The organism is Halomonas stenophila, from assembly GCF_014192275.1.
Classification (GTDB): Bacteria; Pseudomonadota; Gammaproteobacteria; order Pseudomonadales; family Halomonadaceae; genus Halomonas; species Halomonas stenophila.
On sequence record NZ_JACHXR010000008.1, the window covers coordinates 133,575 to 150,585 of the forward strand.

At 58.2% G+C, this 17,011-nt stretch carries 17 protein-coding genes; 1 reads left to right on the forward strand and 16 read right to left on the reverse strand.

The window, feature by feature from the left end:
- Positions 1 to 354 precede the first annotated feature (354 nt).
- From FHR97_RS14125 to FHR97_RS14150, 6 genes are all read right to left on the reverse strand, one after another.
- Positions 355 to 840 carry a hypothetical protein gene (locus FHR97_RS14125; RefSeq protein WP_183384449.1) on the reverse strand — a complete coding sequence of 162 codons (486 nt, stop codon included), beginning with the start codon at positions 838 to 840 and terminating at the stop codon, positions 355 to 357.
- Positions 833 to 2,992 carry a hypothetical protein gene (locus FHR97_RS14130; RefSeq protein WP_183384450.1) on the reverse strand — a complete coding sequence of 720 codons (2,160 nt, stop codon included), beginning with the start codon at positions 2,990 to 2,992 and terminating at the stop codon, positions 833 to 835. Before FHR97_RS14130 ends, FHR97_RS14125 begins: the two co-directional genes overlap by 8 nt.
- Positions 2,989 to 4,587, reverse strand: a complete 1,599-nt coding sequence (locus FHR97_RS14135; RefSeq protein WP_343065605.1) for a site-specific integrase — start codon at positions 4,585 to 4,587, stop codon at positions 2,989 to 2,991. Before FHR97_RS14135 ends, FHR97_RS14130 begins: the two co-directional genes overlap by 4 nt.
- Positions 4,584 to 5,906: a site-specific integrase gene (locus FHR97_RS14140; protein WP_183384452.1), complete on the reverse strand. Its 1,323-nt coding sequence runs from the start codon at positions 5,904 to 5,906 to the stop codon at positions 4,584 to 4,586. Before FHR97_RS14140 ends, FHR97_RS14135 begins: the two co-directional genes overlap by 4 nt.
- A gap of 137 nt (positions 5,907 to 6,043) precedes the next feature.
- Positions 6,044 to 6,655 (reverse strand): single-stranded DNA-binding protein, encoded by a 612-nt coding sequence (ssb, locus tag FHR97_RS14145; protein ID WP_183384453.1) that lies wholly within the window; start codon positions 6,653 to 6,655, stop codon positions 6,044 to 6,046.
- A 91-nt stretch (positions 6,656 to 6,746) separates the two neighbouring features.
- The gene (locus FHR97_RS14150; RefSeq protein ID WP_183384454.1) at positions 6,747 to 8,141 is read right to left on the reverse strand and encodes an MFS transporter; all 1,395 of its coding nucleotides are present in this window, start codon (positions 8,139 to 8,141) and stop codon (positions 6,747 to 6,749) included.
- Between the two features lie 160 nt (positions 8,142 to 8,301).
- Between FHR97_RS14150 and uvrA the strand changes: the two genes are divergently transcribed.
- Entirely contained in the window at positions 8,302 to 11,163 is a 2,862-nt protein-coding gene (gene uvrA, locus FHR97_RS14155) for an excinuclease ABC subunit UvrA (RefSeq protein ID WP_183384455.1), read from the forward strand.
- Positions 11,164 to 11,309: 146 nt separating this feature from the next.
- Here the strand turns inward: uvrA and rplQ are convergent, their stop codons facing one another.
- The 10 genes from rplQ to rpsE all read right to left on the reverse strand — a co-directional run bounded on the left by rplQ (position 11,310) and on the right by rpsE (position 17,000).
- Positions 11,310 to 11,693, reverse strand: a complete 384-nt coding sequence (gene rplQ / locus FHR97_RS14160) for a 50S ribosomal protein L17 (RefSeq protein ID WP_183384456.1) — start codon at positions 11,691 to 11,693, stop codon at positions 11,310 to 11,312.
- Positions 11,694 to 11,732: 39 nt separating this feature from the next.
- On the reverse strand, positions 11,733 to 12,731 hold the full coding sequence (locus FHR97_RS14165; RefSeq protein WP_183384457.1) for a DNA-directed RNA polymerase subunit alpha: 999 nt from the start codon (positions 12,729 to 12,731) through the stop codon (positions 11,733 to 11,735).
- An 82-nt stretch (positions 12,732 to 12,813) separates the two neighbouring features.
- Positions 12,814 to 13,434, reverse strand: a complete 621-nt coding sequence (rpsD, locus tag FHR97_RS14170) for a 30S ribosomal protein S4 (RefSeq protein ID WP_183384459.1) — start codon at positions 13,432 to 13,434, stop codon at positions 12,814 to 12,816.
- 12 nt (positions 13,435 to 13,446) lie between these two features.
- Complete coding sequence (gene rpsK, locus FHR97_RS14175; protein WP_013331014.1) at positions 13,447 to 13,833, reverse strand: 30S ribosomal protein S11; 387 nt, start codon at positions 13,831 to 13,833, stop codon at positions 13,447 to 13,449.
- A 39-nt stretch (positions 13,834 to 13,872) separates the two neighbouring features.
- On the reverse strand, positions 13,873 to 14,229 hold the full coding sequence (gene rpsM / locus FHR97_RS14180) for a 30S ribosomal protein S13 (RefSeq protein WP_097790605.1): 357 nt from the start codon (positions 14,227 to 14,229) through the stop codon (positions 13,873 to 13,875).
- A 123-nt stretch (positions 14,230 to 14,352) separates the two neighbouring features.
- A complete protein-coding gene (gene rpmJ / locus FHR97_RS14185; RefSeq protein WP_008959154.1) occupies positions 14,353 to 14,466 on the reverse strand; it encodes a 50S ribosomal protein L36 in 114 nt (37 codons plus the stop codon).
- A 75-nt stretch (positions 14,467 to 14,541) separates the two neighbouring features.
- Positions 14,542 to 15,873 carry a preprotein translocase subunit SecY gene (secY, locus tag FHR97_RS14190; protein ID WP_183384460.1) on the reverse strand — a complete coding sequence of 444 codons (1,332 nt, stop codon included), beginning with the start codon at positions 15,871 to 15,873 and terminating at the stop codon, positions 14,542 to 14,544.
- Positions 15,874 to 16,308, reverse strand: coding sequence for a 50S ribosomal protein L15 (rplO, locus tag FHR97_RS14195; RefSeq protein WP_126485229.1), 435 nt, complete (start codon positions 16,306 to 16,308; stop codon positions 15,874 to 15,876).
- A 3-nt stretch (positions 16,309 to 16,311) separates the two neighbouring features.
- A complete protein-coding gene (rpmD, locus tag FHR97_RS14200) occupies positions 16,312 to 16,494 on the reverse strand; it encodes a 50S ribosomal protein L30 (RefSeq protein WP_013331010.1) in 183 nt (60 codons plus the stop codon).
- Positions 16,495 to 16,499: 5 nt separating this feature from the next.
- A complete protein-coding gene (rpsE, locus tag FHR97_RS14205; protein ID WP_126485230.1) occupies positions 16,500 to 17,000 on the reverse strand; it encodes a 30S ribosomal protein S5 in 501 nt (166 codons plus the stop codon).
- Positions 17,001 to 17,011: the final 11 nt, after the last annotated feature.

A 17,011-nucleotide genomic window follows, 5' to 3' on the forward strand; every position in this document is an offset into this window, starting at 1 on the left:
TTGTGACGGGAGCAGCCCTCATCTTATGCTCTTCAGCCTGATGGAGAAACCACTCGCACATGGCCAAGCCACGAGCTTTCAGGAATCCATAGATTTTTCTTTTGACAATTTCCTCGATCTCAACCACGGTTCTGTCACTTTTTCTGACAGCCATACTGCGGCTTAGTCAACCTGAGTTCAACCGAGCAGTTATCATATTATGCCACATAATTTAAGCTAGCAGAATAATGGTGAGGCCAAATGGATATGCAACGTTAAGCACAAAAGCCTCCAGCCAAACTAGGGCTTCGAATCATTTACCACCTTTACAACATGATCTTATTACTTTTAAAATTGCCAGGCAACTCCCGCACCTCATTTTGGTGGTAGAGACTTATCAAAAAAAGCAATCTTTTCTTGATTATTACGATCCGATAGCGCCTTTACTGCTTCCTGTATATCAACAGGCCTTTTCAGATTGTCAATACTAAGTTTCTCGTAATAGGCATTATAAAGCATCTGAATAATCTTCTCTTGCAGCCGCGAATTCTCTGACTTCAAAGACTGGACTTCTGCCTTTAACTTTTTAATCTGCTCCCTTGCATCTTTTAAAAGCTGATCATCTGTATCTTTTACAGCCCCATTATCTTTCTGATCCCTATAGCGTTCTCTCGCTGCCTCTACCCGTTGCTTTACTTCAGGGTAGTCTTTCATCAAATTGTAGACCGTCCCCTTGCTTAACTTATTAAGGTTAAGGACCTTTGCAACATGGGCCACAAAGGCCTCCATGCTGAACTTACCCTCCCAGTGATCAATCTCCCTCTTAAGGATTTCAATATCTTTGTTGTTGAACTTAGACATGAGAAATCCCCACCAAGCTAAGAATTGAGTCAGACGCAATTAGATCTTCATCCCGAGGCTCACTATCTACACCATGAGAATTGAGAGCCCGTTCAACTGGATCTGGATCGTGTTCAGGTGGAATCGAAACAACCGCTCCATCTGGAACACTCGGGTCCTCCATGATTCGAACTACAGTCTCTGCGGTTGTCAAGCCAACTGTCAGCTCTTGTATTTTTTTGGAGACCTCATTAAAGTCTTGCCGGTATTTCTCCCCCCATCTGTCAGCTCCATGCCACTCCTCTTCTACTGCTTGTTTAGACCGCTCTAGCTGGAGTTGCAAAAAATCTCGATGCCGCTTGAGATTTTCAAGCTTCTTCTCGTCCCCCTTTACACACTTGTGCTCTTTACATGTCAAGCACTGGTGAGCTTTTAGACACGGGCTTTGAGCCCAATCAGTGGTACAGAACCCATACAACGTTGATTGTGCAGCACCAACCATTTGCTTTCCCAAATCAATGTATGCAACAGGCTGGTTCATCCTAACTAGCTCAATAGCAGAAGGACGTTTTTTCAAATTGGCGAGTGCAACAGCAGTATCAGAGCTAAACTCTGGCACCATAATAGTCTTTGATGGCTCACGAATTTCCTCTTTTGAGCGCAAATCATAATGCTCATTTTGTTTAACATCTACGCGTGCAGCCCAATGTGCTAAGGTCCAGTCATCCATACCTGCCCGCTCAGCCATAGTGGATAACCAGACACGTATCTGGTGTGACGTTAACTTTATACTTTCACCATCAACATTAACCTTACCCATCCGATCAAAGATGGAATTAATTCTTGCAGTGTTCGTAACACGGCCATGCAACTGGTCATTGAGGAGATTGACGTTTAGGGTCACCCATGAGTAAGGAGAAACTCTCTTTTGCTTATTAAACTGCTTATCACAGTGGATAATCAAAGATTCCCACAATGGCTTATCTGAGTCACCTACTTTTGGCTGCCCCACCTCCCCATTAGTATAACGCGCATCGATGTACCTTCTCTGAACCTCCTTGGCCAAGGTTTTATAGGTGACATGCCCATTATCATCCAAACACTTATCCACCCAAGAACCAACCTTCCTCCAAGCGGTACGACTATCAACCTTGCACTTTTCAGGCATCGCAATTCCCATTGCTGCACTGACCTGATGCGACGACAATCGCTGGTTACAAGGATACCCTTTCGGAGTTAAGCATCCCTCATGATGAAAAAAGTCTGCTGGATTCTCATATGCAAATCTAGCGGCTTGTCGTGCTGGCTCACCAATATCAATTAACCGCCGAACGGCCTCCCGCACAGATGGCTCAAGCACCTTAGGCACAACTTTTGAATGGGCCCCATAACCTTTCTCACCGTACCACCTGATATATAGGTTTCCATCACGCTCAATCAAGCAATCAGTCGTGAGTGAAGCAAGCTCACCTGCTCGGCTCGGTGCAAACATCAGCATTACAATCACGGATGACCAATACAAGTCCTCTTCAGTCTCTGCCTGAGCAAAACAGTCGGCAAGCGAGGTCATCTCATGGAGAGTAGGCAAGCGTTCTTCTTGCCACTTAACCGACTCAGAATCAGTCCTAGTGGCTTTAGCCAGCGGCTTACGATGAGGGCTTTTCCAATCAGGCAAACCAGGGACAAACCCCTTGTCTCTGATAAATTGATATATCTTAACTAGCGCCGCGCCCACTTTATACCTGACATCTGGGTTTTCGTACCGAGATATCAATGTGTCGGCAGCTTTTTGTTGTAACACGCCATCAACTTTCAAAAGACTTAGTTGCTGATCGTGCTCTGAACCTACAAGAACGTCATATAATATTTTAAACGCATACATAGGGAAGTTACCTATGGACGTCGTCTCCTTTATAGTTTGCTGGTATCTAACATAAGCTTTAACCTGTGACAAAAATGGCTCTTGAAATGCATCTCCATCTTTTGGATAGTTAGCATTATCTATTCCCGAGCGTGTAAACGAGGCAACACGCTTACCTGTCCTTGTATGTTTCCAAACAAGGTCATCCCAACTATAAATTGACAAGTCATCCCGACAGTGCCGGATAAACTCTTCCATGTTTCGTTGTGCAGACAGATCTGCTTTAGGGATAAAATGCGCAACATTACTCACCGGCATTCTCCTTCCATTGCATTCCCACTAGCAAGATCGTTTTTCCGCTGCTCACAAAGCTCTATTACCTTGCGGATTGCTAAAACCAGACGGTCACTCGAGTGAATGACAAGCTCGCTGCATCCTGCTTCCACCATCTGCTTGCGACTCTGAAGCACCTCCTTTAGAGCCTCTTCATGAGGAGCATCCAACCATGGTTGAAAACGTCGGCATGTGTAACATGATCTCCACCCACTCGGGCAAAACTCATAGCTCCCACATGTACCGACATTTTCCATGCTACTCGTTTTGATACGCGCTCGCGGATCATCACCACGAACAGCATCAGTCTCGCTATCCACCAAGGTACCTGCCAAAGCTTGCGCAATGACAGTCAGAGGACCTTCCATCAACTCATTAATCCGATCTGCTATCTCCGGCGAAGTCTCTACATAATGGTTAACGTTCTGGTTGTCACGTTGTCCTAGTGCATACGCAAGGGCTCTACCCGTCAGGCCCATCTTGGCGCAATTTGTGCCATAAGTGTAACGAAAGCGACGGGAGGAGAGAGTCAGTGGTTCACCCGTCACCTCCGATATAAGTGGACATCGTCTAGTATACTCGTAACCAATCAGATCTCTAAATCCATGAGTAGTTATATGAAAAGAGTTGGGGCGAGCTTCATGCTCTCCCATAAAGACACGTTTTGATGAACCGTTGGCTTTGATAAAACGCTTAATCCTTACCCAACTCGGAAACAGTGGAATCTCCTTAATTTCATCAATAGTCATCGGCTCGTCAAGAAGGGAGTTTATCTTCTCGATGTTCCTATCTCTCAAGTTCGCAAGCACCAAATAAAGCGATCTGTTTATAGGCTTTTCCAGAAACTCAGAGCGATATTTTTTTGCTAGCCGCTCCTTTGCCATCGGTATACTTAAAACAAAATTCTCAACCGAACCGCGAGAATCTGTTTTTTTTGACGCGGCTATATCTTTAGACCTTAGCTTTCTGAGCTGTACTGCGCGCTGCCCAGTAGTCGCTAATAGATAAATAGCCGCGTGAGTATCATAGCTGATTTCTTTTTCCCGCAGTGCATCTGTAGCCCACTCCAATATCCACCCTAACTCCGTAGATGAATATGGTCCGCTAAATGGGCACCAAGTCCTAACAGCTTTACCTTTTACATTCCCACGGATCTTTTGTTCTTCCAACCAATCGACTACAGATTCATCAACTCCTTTGAAGCCCCACTGCTCCCAACTATAAAACAATCCCCTTATGGCACCTAATCTATATTCAAACTCACTTCCCAAAAACACTTTCCATTGGGCTAATGAATCAATATTTATACCGGAGACATTCTGTGTTCTCAGATAGTGAGCAAGCTGGTTCATCAAGTTAACTACATGATGAACTGAATGTGTCTCAAGATACCTAGCCAGGCATCTCTTCAATTCCATCTTATAGCGAAAGTCATTAAACGGGCTCCTATTAAATGTTAAAGTTACGCTAGCATCAACCTCCCAATAATCAGAAAGCAAGTCAAACTCATATCCATCTTTAGTCTGACAAAGGATTGAACTGTATTCGACCTCTCTTGTTTTATGAGTACTCACTGGTCATCCCCGAAAATTGACATATCGACATATTCCATTAATTCATCAACGCTTTCCAGGGTGACCTTATCGACCACCTCTTTCACATACCTTTTAAGATAAGGTGCTGCACTACTTTCACTTGTCCACCCCATTACATCCATCAGAGCACTTTCGCGCTCTCGCTCACTTATAATTTTCATGCCTAACTCAGGCTTTGCTTTGGCCTGCGCATTATGGGCGTCAACTTTCACATTCCAAATATAAGCGAAAGCATGGCGGAACCCATGGCTTTTCACGCCATAAAACATTTCAGGATCTACTTTCCTGATACGATCAACAGCGTTATTCCAATTCACTAGTGATACGGGCTTCCCCCAGTGGTCATCTTTTCTGTGATTCACAAAGAGCCAATTATGCTTCCGCGATGGTGTAGCGGCCCTTCGGTCTTCCATCATATAATCTTCAATCTCTGCTGATAGCCGCTCACTAATATAAATAGAACGCTCAGTCGTTTTTTGTGATGGGGGCAGGTTACGTTCATCTACATGCTTATCATGTTTAGATGGCTTCCTGATGTGAATCATCGGGGGTGAAGCAAGCAGGTCCAAGTGCCGTGAGTCTGTTCTCAGGCACAATAGTTCTCCTATTCGCATTCCTGTTGCTAAGAGGACTTTGAACATTAAAGCATTACGCTTACGTGTAATACCTCGGAAAGGAGACTTCGGGTTATCGGGGTCAGATAACTCTATGAGCCTCAGGAAGACGCTCGGGTGGGGGGCCATACTGAACGGGTCTAATGCGGCACGACTACTGTTCGTCTTTGGGGTAAGAGCCACTAAGCGATCACGCATCTCATCGATGCCCCTACGAACATCTCGATCATGCAAACGGTTACGATTTATCGTTTCGGCCACAAAGACTAAAAACTTGGCGATATCACGAAGTCTCTGTGCGCAAGTATCGACATCGACGCGAGGTGGCTGCTCGGTCTTTATCAACGATACAAGATTCTTCTTTCTCCTTGGCTTATCTCTATTCTGCTGAAAGGTGGAATACCTTTTTTTATCGATCCAACAATACCAGCGAAGATCATTACAAGTCTTATCATCTAAGAATAAGTCTTGCTCTAATTCTTTTGTGAGGTCACGACCAGTTTCGCGCTCAAAGTCACGGAGATGCCTCAATCGGCTCGTAATGTTTCGAAGCGTATTGAAGGTAGACGCCGGTCTGCATTTGACCGTGATGTAGGTAGTGACCCAGAAATCGGGCACCCCATCATCATCGAGTAGGGTGGGGAAGGTTTCACCGTGGGCGAGCTTGAGGTTCTTGGTATGCATGAGTATTTTCTAGTCATTTTTAATAAGTATACATACCTCTACCCCGAGATTTCAACATTTTTTTGCCTTGCCAAAAGAAAACCCTGCAATAGCAGGGCTTTATAATACCTTTTGGACATTTATTAAATAAGTTGTACTCAGAACGGGATCTCGTCGTCGAAGTCATCGAAGCTGCCCGGGTCCGGCGCCCCGTAGTTGCCGCCCTGCTGCTGGCCACCGCCCTGGTTGGGCGCGGGCTGGGGCGCCGGGCGCTGGGGCTGGGGCTGGGGCTGGCCGCCGCCGTAGTTGCCACCCTGCTGCTGGCCACCGAAGCCACCCGCCTGTTGCTGGCCGCCGAAGCCGCCGCCCTGCTGGGGCTGGCCAGCGAAGTTGCCACCCTGCGGGGGCATGCCGCCGCCCATCTCGCCGCCACTGCGGGAGTCGAGCATCTGCATGTCGTTGGCGACGATCTCGGTGCTGTACTTGTCCTGGCCGTTCTGGTCCTGCCACTTGCGGGTCTGCAGGCGACCCTCGACGTAGACCCGCGAGCCCTTGCGCAGGTACTGCTGGGAGATCTCGGCGAGCTTGTTGAACATCACCACCCGGTGCCACTCGGTGCGCTCCTGGCGCTGTCCGCTCTGGCGGTCGGTCCAGGTGTCGGTGGTCGCGAGGTTGAGGTTGGCCACCGCGGTGCCGGAAGGCGTGAAGCGCACTTCCGGATCCTGGCCGAGGTTGCCGATGAGGATGACCTTGTTGACGCCACGGGCCATGGTTGACTCCTTACTCGAATGCGTAATAGCTGCGAATGCGGCGGCACCGGCCGGCGCCGCCCTCGTATCATGGTCTCACGACCCGACGGACTCAGGTACCGTCCCGTTCCTTGCCCCGGGCCACCAGCTCCGCCAGGGCCCGCTCGTCGAGGCGCTGGCGATCGACCTTGAGGTAGGCCAGCCGTTCCTCGGGCACCACCATCACGTCCTCGACGCCGGCCACGTCGGCGAAGCGCGCCATCAGGGTGTCCAGGGCATCATCATGATGGCTTTCGTCCAGCGCGACCACCTCGCTGGACAGATGCCGCGGCGGCGTCATGCCGATCATCAGCCCCAGCCAGGCCACCCCCAGCATGGCACAGCCGATGAACACCGCCGAGAGCCCCCACTGCTGAGACAGGGCACCGCCCAGCACGCCGCCCAGGAAGGCCCCCAGGAACTGACTGGTGGAGTAGAGGCCCATGGCCGTGCCCTTGGCCCCGGCCGGGGCGAGCTTGCTGAGCATCGACGGCAGGGTCGCCTCGAGCAGGTTGAAGGCGGTGAAGAACACCAGCAACCAGCCCATCAGCGCCCAGAGCCCATCGGAGAACTCCGCCAGGCCGGCGAGGCTCAGGGTGATGGCGCCGATCGCCCCCAGGCACATGACCCTCATGCGGCGGCGCTTCTCGGCGACGATCACCAGCGGCACCATCGCCACGAAGGCCAGGGCCATGATGCCCAGGTAGACCCAGCCATGCTGCTCGATGACGATGCCCGCCTCGACCAGCCGGAAGGGCACGGCGACGAAGATCGCCATCAGGATCAGGTGCAGGGCGAAGATCGAGGCATCCATGCGCCACAGATCGAGGCGAGCCAGGATCGTCCCCAGTTGGCCGCGGTCGAGCCCCACGTCGCGGTGCCGGGCGCGGCGCGGCGCCGGCGGCACCAGCCGCCACAGCACGGCGAGGCCCACCAGGGACAGGCCGGCGGTGAACCAGAAGATGCCCGCCAGCCCGTAGCGCGCCGCGACCAGCGGTCCCAGCACCATGGCCACGGCGAAGGCCACGCCAATGGACAGGCCGATGGTGGCCATGGCGGCGGTGCGTACCTGCTCACGGGTCTGGTCGGCCAGCAGGGCCATGATCGCCGCGGCCACGGCGCCGCTGCCCTGCAGGCAGCGCCCCAGGATCACCCCGCCGATGCTGTCGGCCAGCGCCGCCACCACGCTGCCGAGCAGGAACAGCGCCAGGCCGCCGGCGATCACCGGCTTGCGGCCGATGCGGTCGGAGAGCAGACCGAAGGGAATCTGCAGCACCGCCTGGGTCAGGCCATAGACGCCCAGGGCCAGGCCCACCAGCAGCGGGGTGGCCCCGGCCAGGTCGTCGGCATGCAGGGCCAGCACCGGCAGCACCATGAACAGCCCCAGCATGCGCGAGGCATAGAGCCCGGCCAGGCCGGTGATGGCGCGGCGCTCCGAGACTAACAGCAGTCCTGAGACCTTTCGCATAGGGAATCGACTTTCCGTGGGTGAAGGCTGGCGGACCGGAATGGACCGCATATTCTAGCGGCTCGCCACCCTCCAGGGAAAGCCGGCGCCGGGCGGGTCTTTGCCGGGGCTGCGCGGGGCCACGTATAATCGACCTTTTGCCGTGTCTCGCGAGGTGGGAATGGACAGGATTCTGGTCAGGGGTGCCCGCACCCACAACCTCAAGCAGATCGACGTCGAGCTGCCCCGGGACAAGCTGATCGTGGTCACCGGCCTGTCGGGGTCGGGCAAGTCCTCGCTGGCCTTCGATACCCTCTATGCCGAGGGCCAGCGCCGCTACGTGGAATCGCTCTCCACCTACGCCCGGCAGTTCCTGTCGATGATGGAGAAGCCCGACGTCGACCATATCGAGGGCCTGTCGCCGGCGATCTCCATCGAGCAGAAGTCCACCTCCCACAACCCGCGCTCCACGGTCGGCACCATCACCGAGATCTACGACTACCTGCGCCTGCTCTATGCCCGGGCCGGCACGCCGCGCTGTCCCGAGCATGGCGAGGACCTCGAGGCCCAGACCATCTCGCAGATGGTTGACCAGGTGCTGGCGCTGCCCGAGGGCAGCAAGCTGATGCTGCTGGCCCCGGTGGTCAAGGGCCGCAAGGGCGAGCACCTGCAGCTGCTGGCCGAGCTGCGCGCCCAGGGCTTCGTGCGCGCCATGGTCGACGGCCAGGTGCTCGAGCTCGACGACATCGCCCCGCTCGACAAGAACCGCAAGCACGACATCAGCGTAGTGGTGGACCGCATCAAGGTCCGCGAGGGGCTGGCCCAGCGCCTGGCGGAGTCCTTCGAGACCGCCCTGGGGCTGGCCGACGGCATCGCGCTGGTCCACTTCATGGACGGCGAGGCCGACGACATCGCCTTCTCGGCGCGCTTCGCCTGCCCGGTCTGCGGCTACTCCATCGCCGAGCTCGAGCCGCGGATGTTCTCCTTCAACAACCCCGCCGGCGCCTGCAGCACCTGCGACGGCCTCGGCGTCCAGCAGTACTTCGACCCGGACAAGCTGATCAGCCACCCCGAGCTGTCGCTGGCCGAGGGCGTGATCAAGGGCTGGGACCGGCGCAGCGTCTACTACTTCAACCAGTTGCAGGCGGTGGCCGACCACTACCGCTTCACCCTGGAGACCCCCTGGCAGGACCTGGCCCGCCACGAACGCGAGGTCATCCTTCACGGCAGCGGCCACGACGCCATCGCCTTCCACTACGTCAACGACCGGGGCCGCAAGGTGACCCGCGAGCACCCCTTCGAGGGCGTGCTGCCCAACATGCAGCGCCGCTACCGGGAGACCGAGTCCAGCGCGGTGCGCGAGGAGCTGGCCCGCCACATCGCCGTCCAGCCCTGCCCCAGCTGCCATGGCTCGCGGCTGCGCAAGGAGGCGCGCCACGTCTACATCGACGACCGGCCACTGCCCCAGCTGGTCCATTTGCCCATCGGCGAGGCGCTGGCCTACTTCCGGGCCCTGGCCCTGCCCGGCCGGCGCGGCGAGATCGCCGAGAAGATCATCAAGGAGATCCAGGCGCGCCTGGAGTTCCTGGTCAACGTGGGCCTCGACTACCTCAACCTGGAGCGTAGCGCCGAGACCCTCTCCGGCGGCGAGGCGCAGCGCATCCGCCTGGCCAGCCAGATCGGCGCCGGCCTGGTGGGGGTGATGTATATCCTCGACGAGCCTTCCATCGGGTTGCACCAGCGCGACAACGACCGCCTGCTCCAGACCCTGGAGCGCCTGCGCGACCTGGGCAACACCGTGATCGTCGTCGAGCACGACGAGGAGGCCATCCGCGCCGCCGACCACGTCCTCGACATCGGCCCGGGCGCCGGCGTCCATGGTGGCCGGGTGGTGGCCCAGGGCACCCCCGAGCAGATCATGGCCACCCCGGACTCCCTCACCGGCCAGTACCTGGCCGGCGAGCGGCGCATCGAGGTGCCGCCCTGGCGGATCCCCGGCAACCCCGACAAGCAGGTGATACTGAGCGGCGCCCGCGGCAACAACCTCCAGGACGTGACCCTGACGCTGCCGCTGGGGCTGTTCGTCTGCGTGACCGGGGTCTCGGGCTCGGGCAAGTCGACACTGATCAATGCGACGCTGATGCCCATCGCCGCCCGGGAGCTCAACCGGGCCACGGCGCTGACGCCGGAGGCCCATGAGGCGATCGCCGGTCTCGATCACCTCGACAAGGTCATCGACATCGACCAGAGCCCCATCGGCCGTACCCCCCGCTCCAACCCCGCCACCTATACCGGCATCTTCACGCCGATCCGCGAGCTGTTCGCCGGCACCCAGGAGGCCCGCTCCCGGGGCTACAAGCCCGGTCGTTTCTCGTTCAACGTCAAGGGCGGACGCTGCGAGGCCTGCCAGGGCGAGGGCATGATCAAGGTGGAGATGCACTTCCTGCCGGACATCTACGTGCCCTGCGACGTCTGCAAGGGCAAGCGCTACAACCGCGAGACCCTGGAGATCCAGTACAAGGGCAAGAGCATCCACGAGGTGCTGGAGATGACCGTGGAGGAGGCGCTCGACTTCTTCTCCCCGGTGCCGGCCATTGCCCGGCGCCTGCAGACGCTGATGGACGTGGGGCTGTCCTATATCCGCCTGGGGCAGAGCGCCACCACCCTCTCCGGCGGCGAGGCCCAGCGGGTCAAGCTGGCCCGCGAGCTGGCCAAGCGCGACACCGGCAAGACGCTGTATATCCTCGATGAACCGACCACCGGCCTGCATTTCGAGGACATCCGCCAGCTGCTGACGGTGCTCCACCGGCTACGCGACCACGGCAACACCATCGTGGTCATCGAGCACAACCTGGACGTGATCAAGACCGCGGACTGGCTGATCGATCTCGGCCCCGAGGGCGGCTCGGGGGGCGGGCGGATCATCGCCGAGGGCACCCCGGAACAGCTCGCCCGCCGCGAGGACTCCCACACCGGGCGCTTCCTGAAGCCGTTGCTGGAGCGCGCGAAGGCCGGCAAGGCGGAGCGGGAGGCCACGGCCTGACGAGGCGCGAGGTCATCACCATCGCCCCTGCCAGCTGCGCTCACAAGCCCTCGCGATCGGCCTCCCTTACCCCTCGTCCCCGACATAAAAAAACCGGCTCCCTGGGGAGCCGGTTTGGTGTCGGACCTTGAGGTCCCGCGCGAGGATCACTCCTCGGCGGCTTCCTCGACGACCGGACGGTCGACCAGTTCGACGTAGGCCATGGGGGCGTTGTCGCCGGTGCGGTAGCCGCACTTGAGAATACGGACGTAACCGCCCGGACGCTCGGCGTAACGCGGACCCAGCTCGTTGAAGAGCTTGCCGACCGCTTCCTTGGAGCGGGTACGGCTGAAGGCCAGACGACGGTTGGCGACGCTGTCCTGCTTGGCCAGGGTGATCAGCGGCTCGATGACGCGACGCAGCTCCTTGGCCTTGGGCAGGGTTGTCTTGATCACTTCGTGCTCGACCAGCGACACGCTCATGTTCTTGAACATGGCCTGGCGGTGCGAGCTGGTACGATTCAGGTGACGACCACTCTTACGATGACGCATGGTTGTGATTCCTTACCAAACTGGGACTCGAGTCGACGCTCACGCGGAGGCCTTGTCGTCCTTCAGGCTAGCGGGCGGCCAGTTCTCCAGCCGCATGCCAAGGGACAGACCACGGGCGGCCAACACGTCCTTGATCTCATTCAGGGACTTCTTGCCGAGATTCGGGGTCTTCAGCAGCTCCACCTCGGTGCGCTGGATCAGGTCCCCGATGTAGTAGATGTTCTCGGCCTTCAGGCAGTTGGCACTGCGGACGGTCAACTCGAGATCGTCTACGGGGCGCAGCAGGATCGGATCGATGTGATCCTCTTCCTCCTCCACTTCCTGTTCCTTGTCGGCTTCCAGGTCGACGAACGCGGCCAGCTGCTCCTGCAGGATGGTCGCGCTGCGACGGATCGCCTCTTCCGGATCCAGGGTGCCGTCGGTTTCCAGGTTGATGATCAGCTTGTCGAGGTCGGTGCGCTGTTCGACACGCGCGGCCTCGACGGAGTAGGAAACCCGACGCACGGGGCTGAAGGTCGCATCCAGCTGCAGGCGGCCGATGGCACGAGACTCGTCGTCCGCCTCGCCGCGAACGTCCGCCGGCTCGTAGCCACGGCCGCGGGCGATCTTGAGCTGCATCTTCAGCTCGGCGCCCTCGTTGACGTGCGCGATGACGTGCTCGGGGTTGACGATCTCGACATCATGGTCGAGGGCGATGTCACCCGCGGTCACGACGGCCGGGCCCTGCTTGTTCAGCGAGAGCACCGCCTCGTCGCGGCTGTGCATCTTGAGCGCCACGTCCTTGAGGTTCAGGAGGATTTCGATGACATCTTCCTGGACGCCCTCGATCGCGCTGTACTCGTGGTCGACCCCGGCGATCTCGGCTTCCACCACGGCGCAGCCGGGCATGGACGAGAGCAGGATGCGACGCAGTGCATTCCCCAGGGTGTGGCCGAAACCACGCTCGAAGGGCTCCAGCACGATCTTCGCGTGGTGTGCGCTGATCTCTTCGACCTTGATGTCGCGAGGACGGAGAAACTCTGTCACTGAACGCTGCATTATGAATACCTTTCAGGCTGCCAAACGGATACTCGGTACTGAAGGCCGCTCCCCGTCGCCGGGGAGCGCCGCGGCGGGCCGCTTACTTCGAGTACAGCTCGACGATCAGGTTTTCGTTGATGTCGGCAGACAGGTCACCGCGTTCAGGCAGAGCCTTGAAAGTGCCTTCCATCTTCTTGGCATCGATCTCGATCCAGGCCACATCACCACGATTGGCGGCGATGCCCAGGGCGTTCTGGATACGCGCCTGGTTCTTGGCCTTCTCGCGGACGGAGACCACGTCACCCGGCTTGACCTGGTAGGACGCCACGTTGACGGTCTTGCCGTTGACGGCGATCGCCTTGTGGCTGACCAGCTGACGCGCCTCGGAACGCGTGGCGCCGAAGCCCATGCGGTAGACGACGTTGTCCAGTCGGGATTCGAGCAGTTGCAGCAACAGCTCACCGGTCGCGCCCTTCAGGCGGGCCGCTTCCTTGTAGTAGTTGCGGAACTGCTTCTCGAGCACGCCGTACATGCGACGTACTTTCTGCTTCTCGCGAAGCTGCAAGCCGTAGTCGGAAATACGCTGACGACGCTGGCCGTGCACACCCGGGATCTGCTCGGATTTGCACTTCTTCTCGAAGGGAGTGACACCGCTCTTGAGGAAGAGGTCGGTGCCTTCACGACGAGACAGTTTGCACTTCGGTCCAATATAACGAGCCATGAATCTGTCTCCTTAAACGCGGCGTTTCTTCGGCGGACGGCAGCCATTGTGGGGAATGGGCGTCGCGTCGGTGATGCTTTGCACGCGGAAGCCGGCGGCATTCAGTGCACGCACGGCGGATTCACGACCCGGACCGGGGCCTTTGACCAGCACGTCGACGTTTTTCACACCATACTCGGCTGCAGCGGTCGCTGCACGTTCGCTTGCCACTTGAGCAGCGAACGGGGTGCTCTTGCGAGAACCACGAAAACCCGAACCACCGGCTGTCGCCCAAGAGAGAGCGTTGCCCTGGCGGTCTGTGATCGTAATGATCGTGTTGTTAAAAGAGGCGTGGATATGCGCGACGGCATCCACGACCTGCTTTTTAACCTTCTTACGGTTGCTACGCGGGTTAGCCATGTTGATGTCTATTCCTGTCGTTACGCCACAACGTGCGTGTTATTTGCGGATCGGCTTGCGCGGGCCCTTACGGGTACGCGCATTGGTCTTGGTACGCTGACCATTCAGCGGAAGACCACGACGATGACGCAGACCACGATAGCAACCCAGGTCCATGAGACGCTTGATGTTCAGCGTCACATCACGACGAAGATCGCCTTCAACGGTGTACTTGCCGACTTCACTACGCAGGGTGTCCACTTCCTCAGAGGACAGGTCCTGGATCTTGGTGGTCGGCGCGATGCCGGCCGCGACACAGATGTCCTGTGCGCGAGTACGGCCAATCCCGAAGATATAGGTCAGCGAGATCGCCGCATGCTTGTTGTCCGGGATATTGACGCCTGCAATACGGGCCATCAGCTTACTCCGAAATTTGAGCGGCTTGCTCGTTGGATCATCTACAAAAGGCGCAACAGCATACCCCTTTCCCTGACAAAGGGCAAGGGGCATGCCGGCGCCGGTTCAGTACAGCGTCAGGAATCAGCCCTGGCGCTGCTTGTGCCGCGGCTCGCTGCAGATGACGCGCACGGCGCCATTGCGACGAATGATCTTGCAGTTGCGGCACATTTTCTTCACGGAAGCTCGAACTTTCATCGTTCCATCTCCATAGTTGGCTCGCGCCGCGAGCCAAGGGTTCAGCTCGCGGCGCGCCAATTCGCCAGCGGCGCCTCAGCGCATGATGCCGCCGCCACCGTAGCCTTTCAGGTTGGACTTCTTCATCACCGAGTCGTACTGGTGCGACATGAGGTGCGACTGCACCTGGGCCATGAAGTCCATGATCACCACCACCACGATCAGCAGCGAGGTACCGCCGAAGAAGAACGGCACGTTCCAGGCCACGATCAGGAACTGGGGCATCAGGGAAACCGCGGTGATGTAGAGGGCACCGAACAGGGTCAGACGGGTCATGACCTTGTCGACATAGCGAGCGGTCTGCTCGCCGGGGCGGATGCCCGGCAGGAAGGCCCCCGACTTCTTGAGGTTGTCGGCGACATCCTTGGGGTTGAAGACCAGCGCTGTGTAAAAGAAGCAGAAGAATACCACCGCCGCAGCGAAAAGCAAGATGTACAGCGGCTGTCCCGGCCCCAGGGCCTGGGATGCGCGCTGCAGCCATTCCATGCCTTCCCCGGCACCGACCCACTGCCCCAGCGAGGCCGGGAACAGCAGGATGCTCGAGGCGAAGATCGCCGGAATCACGCCCGCCATGTTCACCTTGAGCGGCAGGTAGCTGCTCTGCCCGGCATACATCTTGTTGCCGACCTGGCGACGCGGGTAGTTCACCGTGATGCGGCGCTGGCCGCGCTCGATGAACACCACGAAGGCCACGGTGGCGATGCCCAGGATGGACAGGGCCAGCAGCGGCAGCACGTTCCAGGCACCCTCGTTGCGGGCCAGCTCGAAGGCCTGGCCCACGGCACCGGGCAGGCCGGCGACGATCCCCGAGAAGATCAGCAGCGAGATGCCGTTGCCGATGCCCTTCTCGGTGATCTGCTCGCCCAGCCACATCAGGAACACCGCCCCGGACACGAAGGTCACGACGGCGGTGAAATAGAAGCTGAAGTCGGCCGTGTAGGCGATGCCCTGACTGGCCAGGCCCACCGACATGCCGGTGGCCTGGATGAAGGCCAGGAGCACGGTGCCGTAGCGCGTGTACTGGCTGATCTTGCGACGGCCGGCCTCACCCTCCTTCTTCAGCTGCTCGAGCTGAGGCGAGACCGCGGTCAGCAGCTGCATGATGATCGACGCCGAGATGTAGGGCATGATGCCCAGGGCGAGGATACTCATGCGCTCCAGGGCACCGCCCGAGAACATGTTGAACATGCCCAGGATGGTGCCCTGCTGCTCCCTGAACAAGGCAGCAAGCTGGTCAGGATTGATACCGGGAACGGGAATGTGGGCACCGATACGGTAGACCACGATGGCGAGGAGCACGAAGCGCAGACGCGCCCAGAGTTCACTCAGACCGCTGCCCATCGCCGGCATGTTTCCTGACTTGGCCATTTAGTCCTCTACCTTGCCGCCGGCGGCTTCGATCGCGGCACGGGCACCCTTGGTGACCTTGATGCCGCGCACGGTGACCGCCTTGTTCAGATCGCCGGAAAGGATCACCTTGGCATGCTGCGTGGCGTCCTTGAGCACGTTGGCCTGCTTGAGGGTGTCCAGGGTGACCTCGTCACCTTCGACCCGGGCCAGTTCGGCCAGGCGGACTTCCTCGGAGACCAGCGACTTGGCGGAGGTGAAACCGAACTTCGGCAGACGACGCTGCAGGGGCATCTGACCGCCCTCGAAGCCGGGCTTCACGCTGCCGCCGCTGCGCGACTTGAGGCCCTTGTGGCCACGGCCGCCGGTCTTGCCCAGACCGGAGCCGATGCCACGGCCGACGCGCTTCTCGGCGTGCTTGGAGCCCGGGGCCGGGCTCAGGCTATTGAGTTTCATGGATTACTCTCCCTCAACACGCACAAGGTAGTTGACCTTGTGGATCATGCCGCGGACGGCAGGGGTGTCTTCCAGTTCGACCGTGTGACCGATGCGACGCAGGCCGAGGCCCTTCATGGTGGCCTTGTGCTTGGCCAACACGCCGATGGTGCTGCGGGTCTGGGTAACCTTGATCGTTGCTGACATGGACCTTACCCCGTGATCGCTTCGACGGACAGACCGCGCTTGGCGGCCACGTCTTCCGGCGACTGCAGGGAGGCCAGACCGTTGACGGTCGCCCGCACCACGTTCACCGGGTTGGTGGAGCCGTAGCACTTGGCCAGGACGTCATGGACGCCGGCCAGCTCGAGCACGGAGCGCATGGCACCGCCGGCGATGATCCCGGTACCCTCGGAGGCCGGCTGCATGTACACCTTGGAGGCGCCATGACGGGCCTTGACCGGGTACTGCAGGGTGCCGCCGGTCAGGTTGACCTTGACCATGTTGCGACGCGCCTGGTCCATGGCCTTCTGGATCGCGACCGGCACTTCGCGTGCCTTGCCGCGGCCGAAGCCGACACGACCGTTACCATCGCCGACGACGGTCAGAGCGGTGAAGCCGAAGATCCGACCCCCCTTGACCACCTTGGCGACACGGTTGACCTGCACGAGCTTTTCCTGCAGATCTCCGCTTTGCTGTTCGTTCTTCGCCATCGTAAAACCCT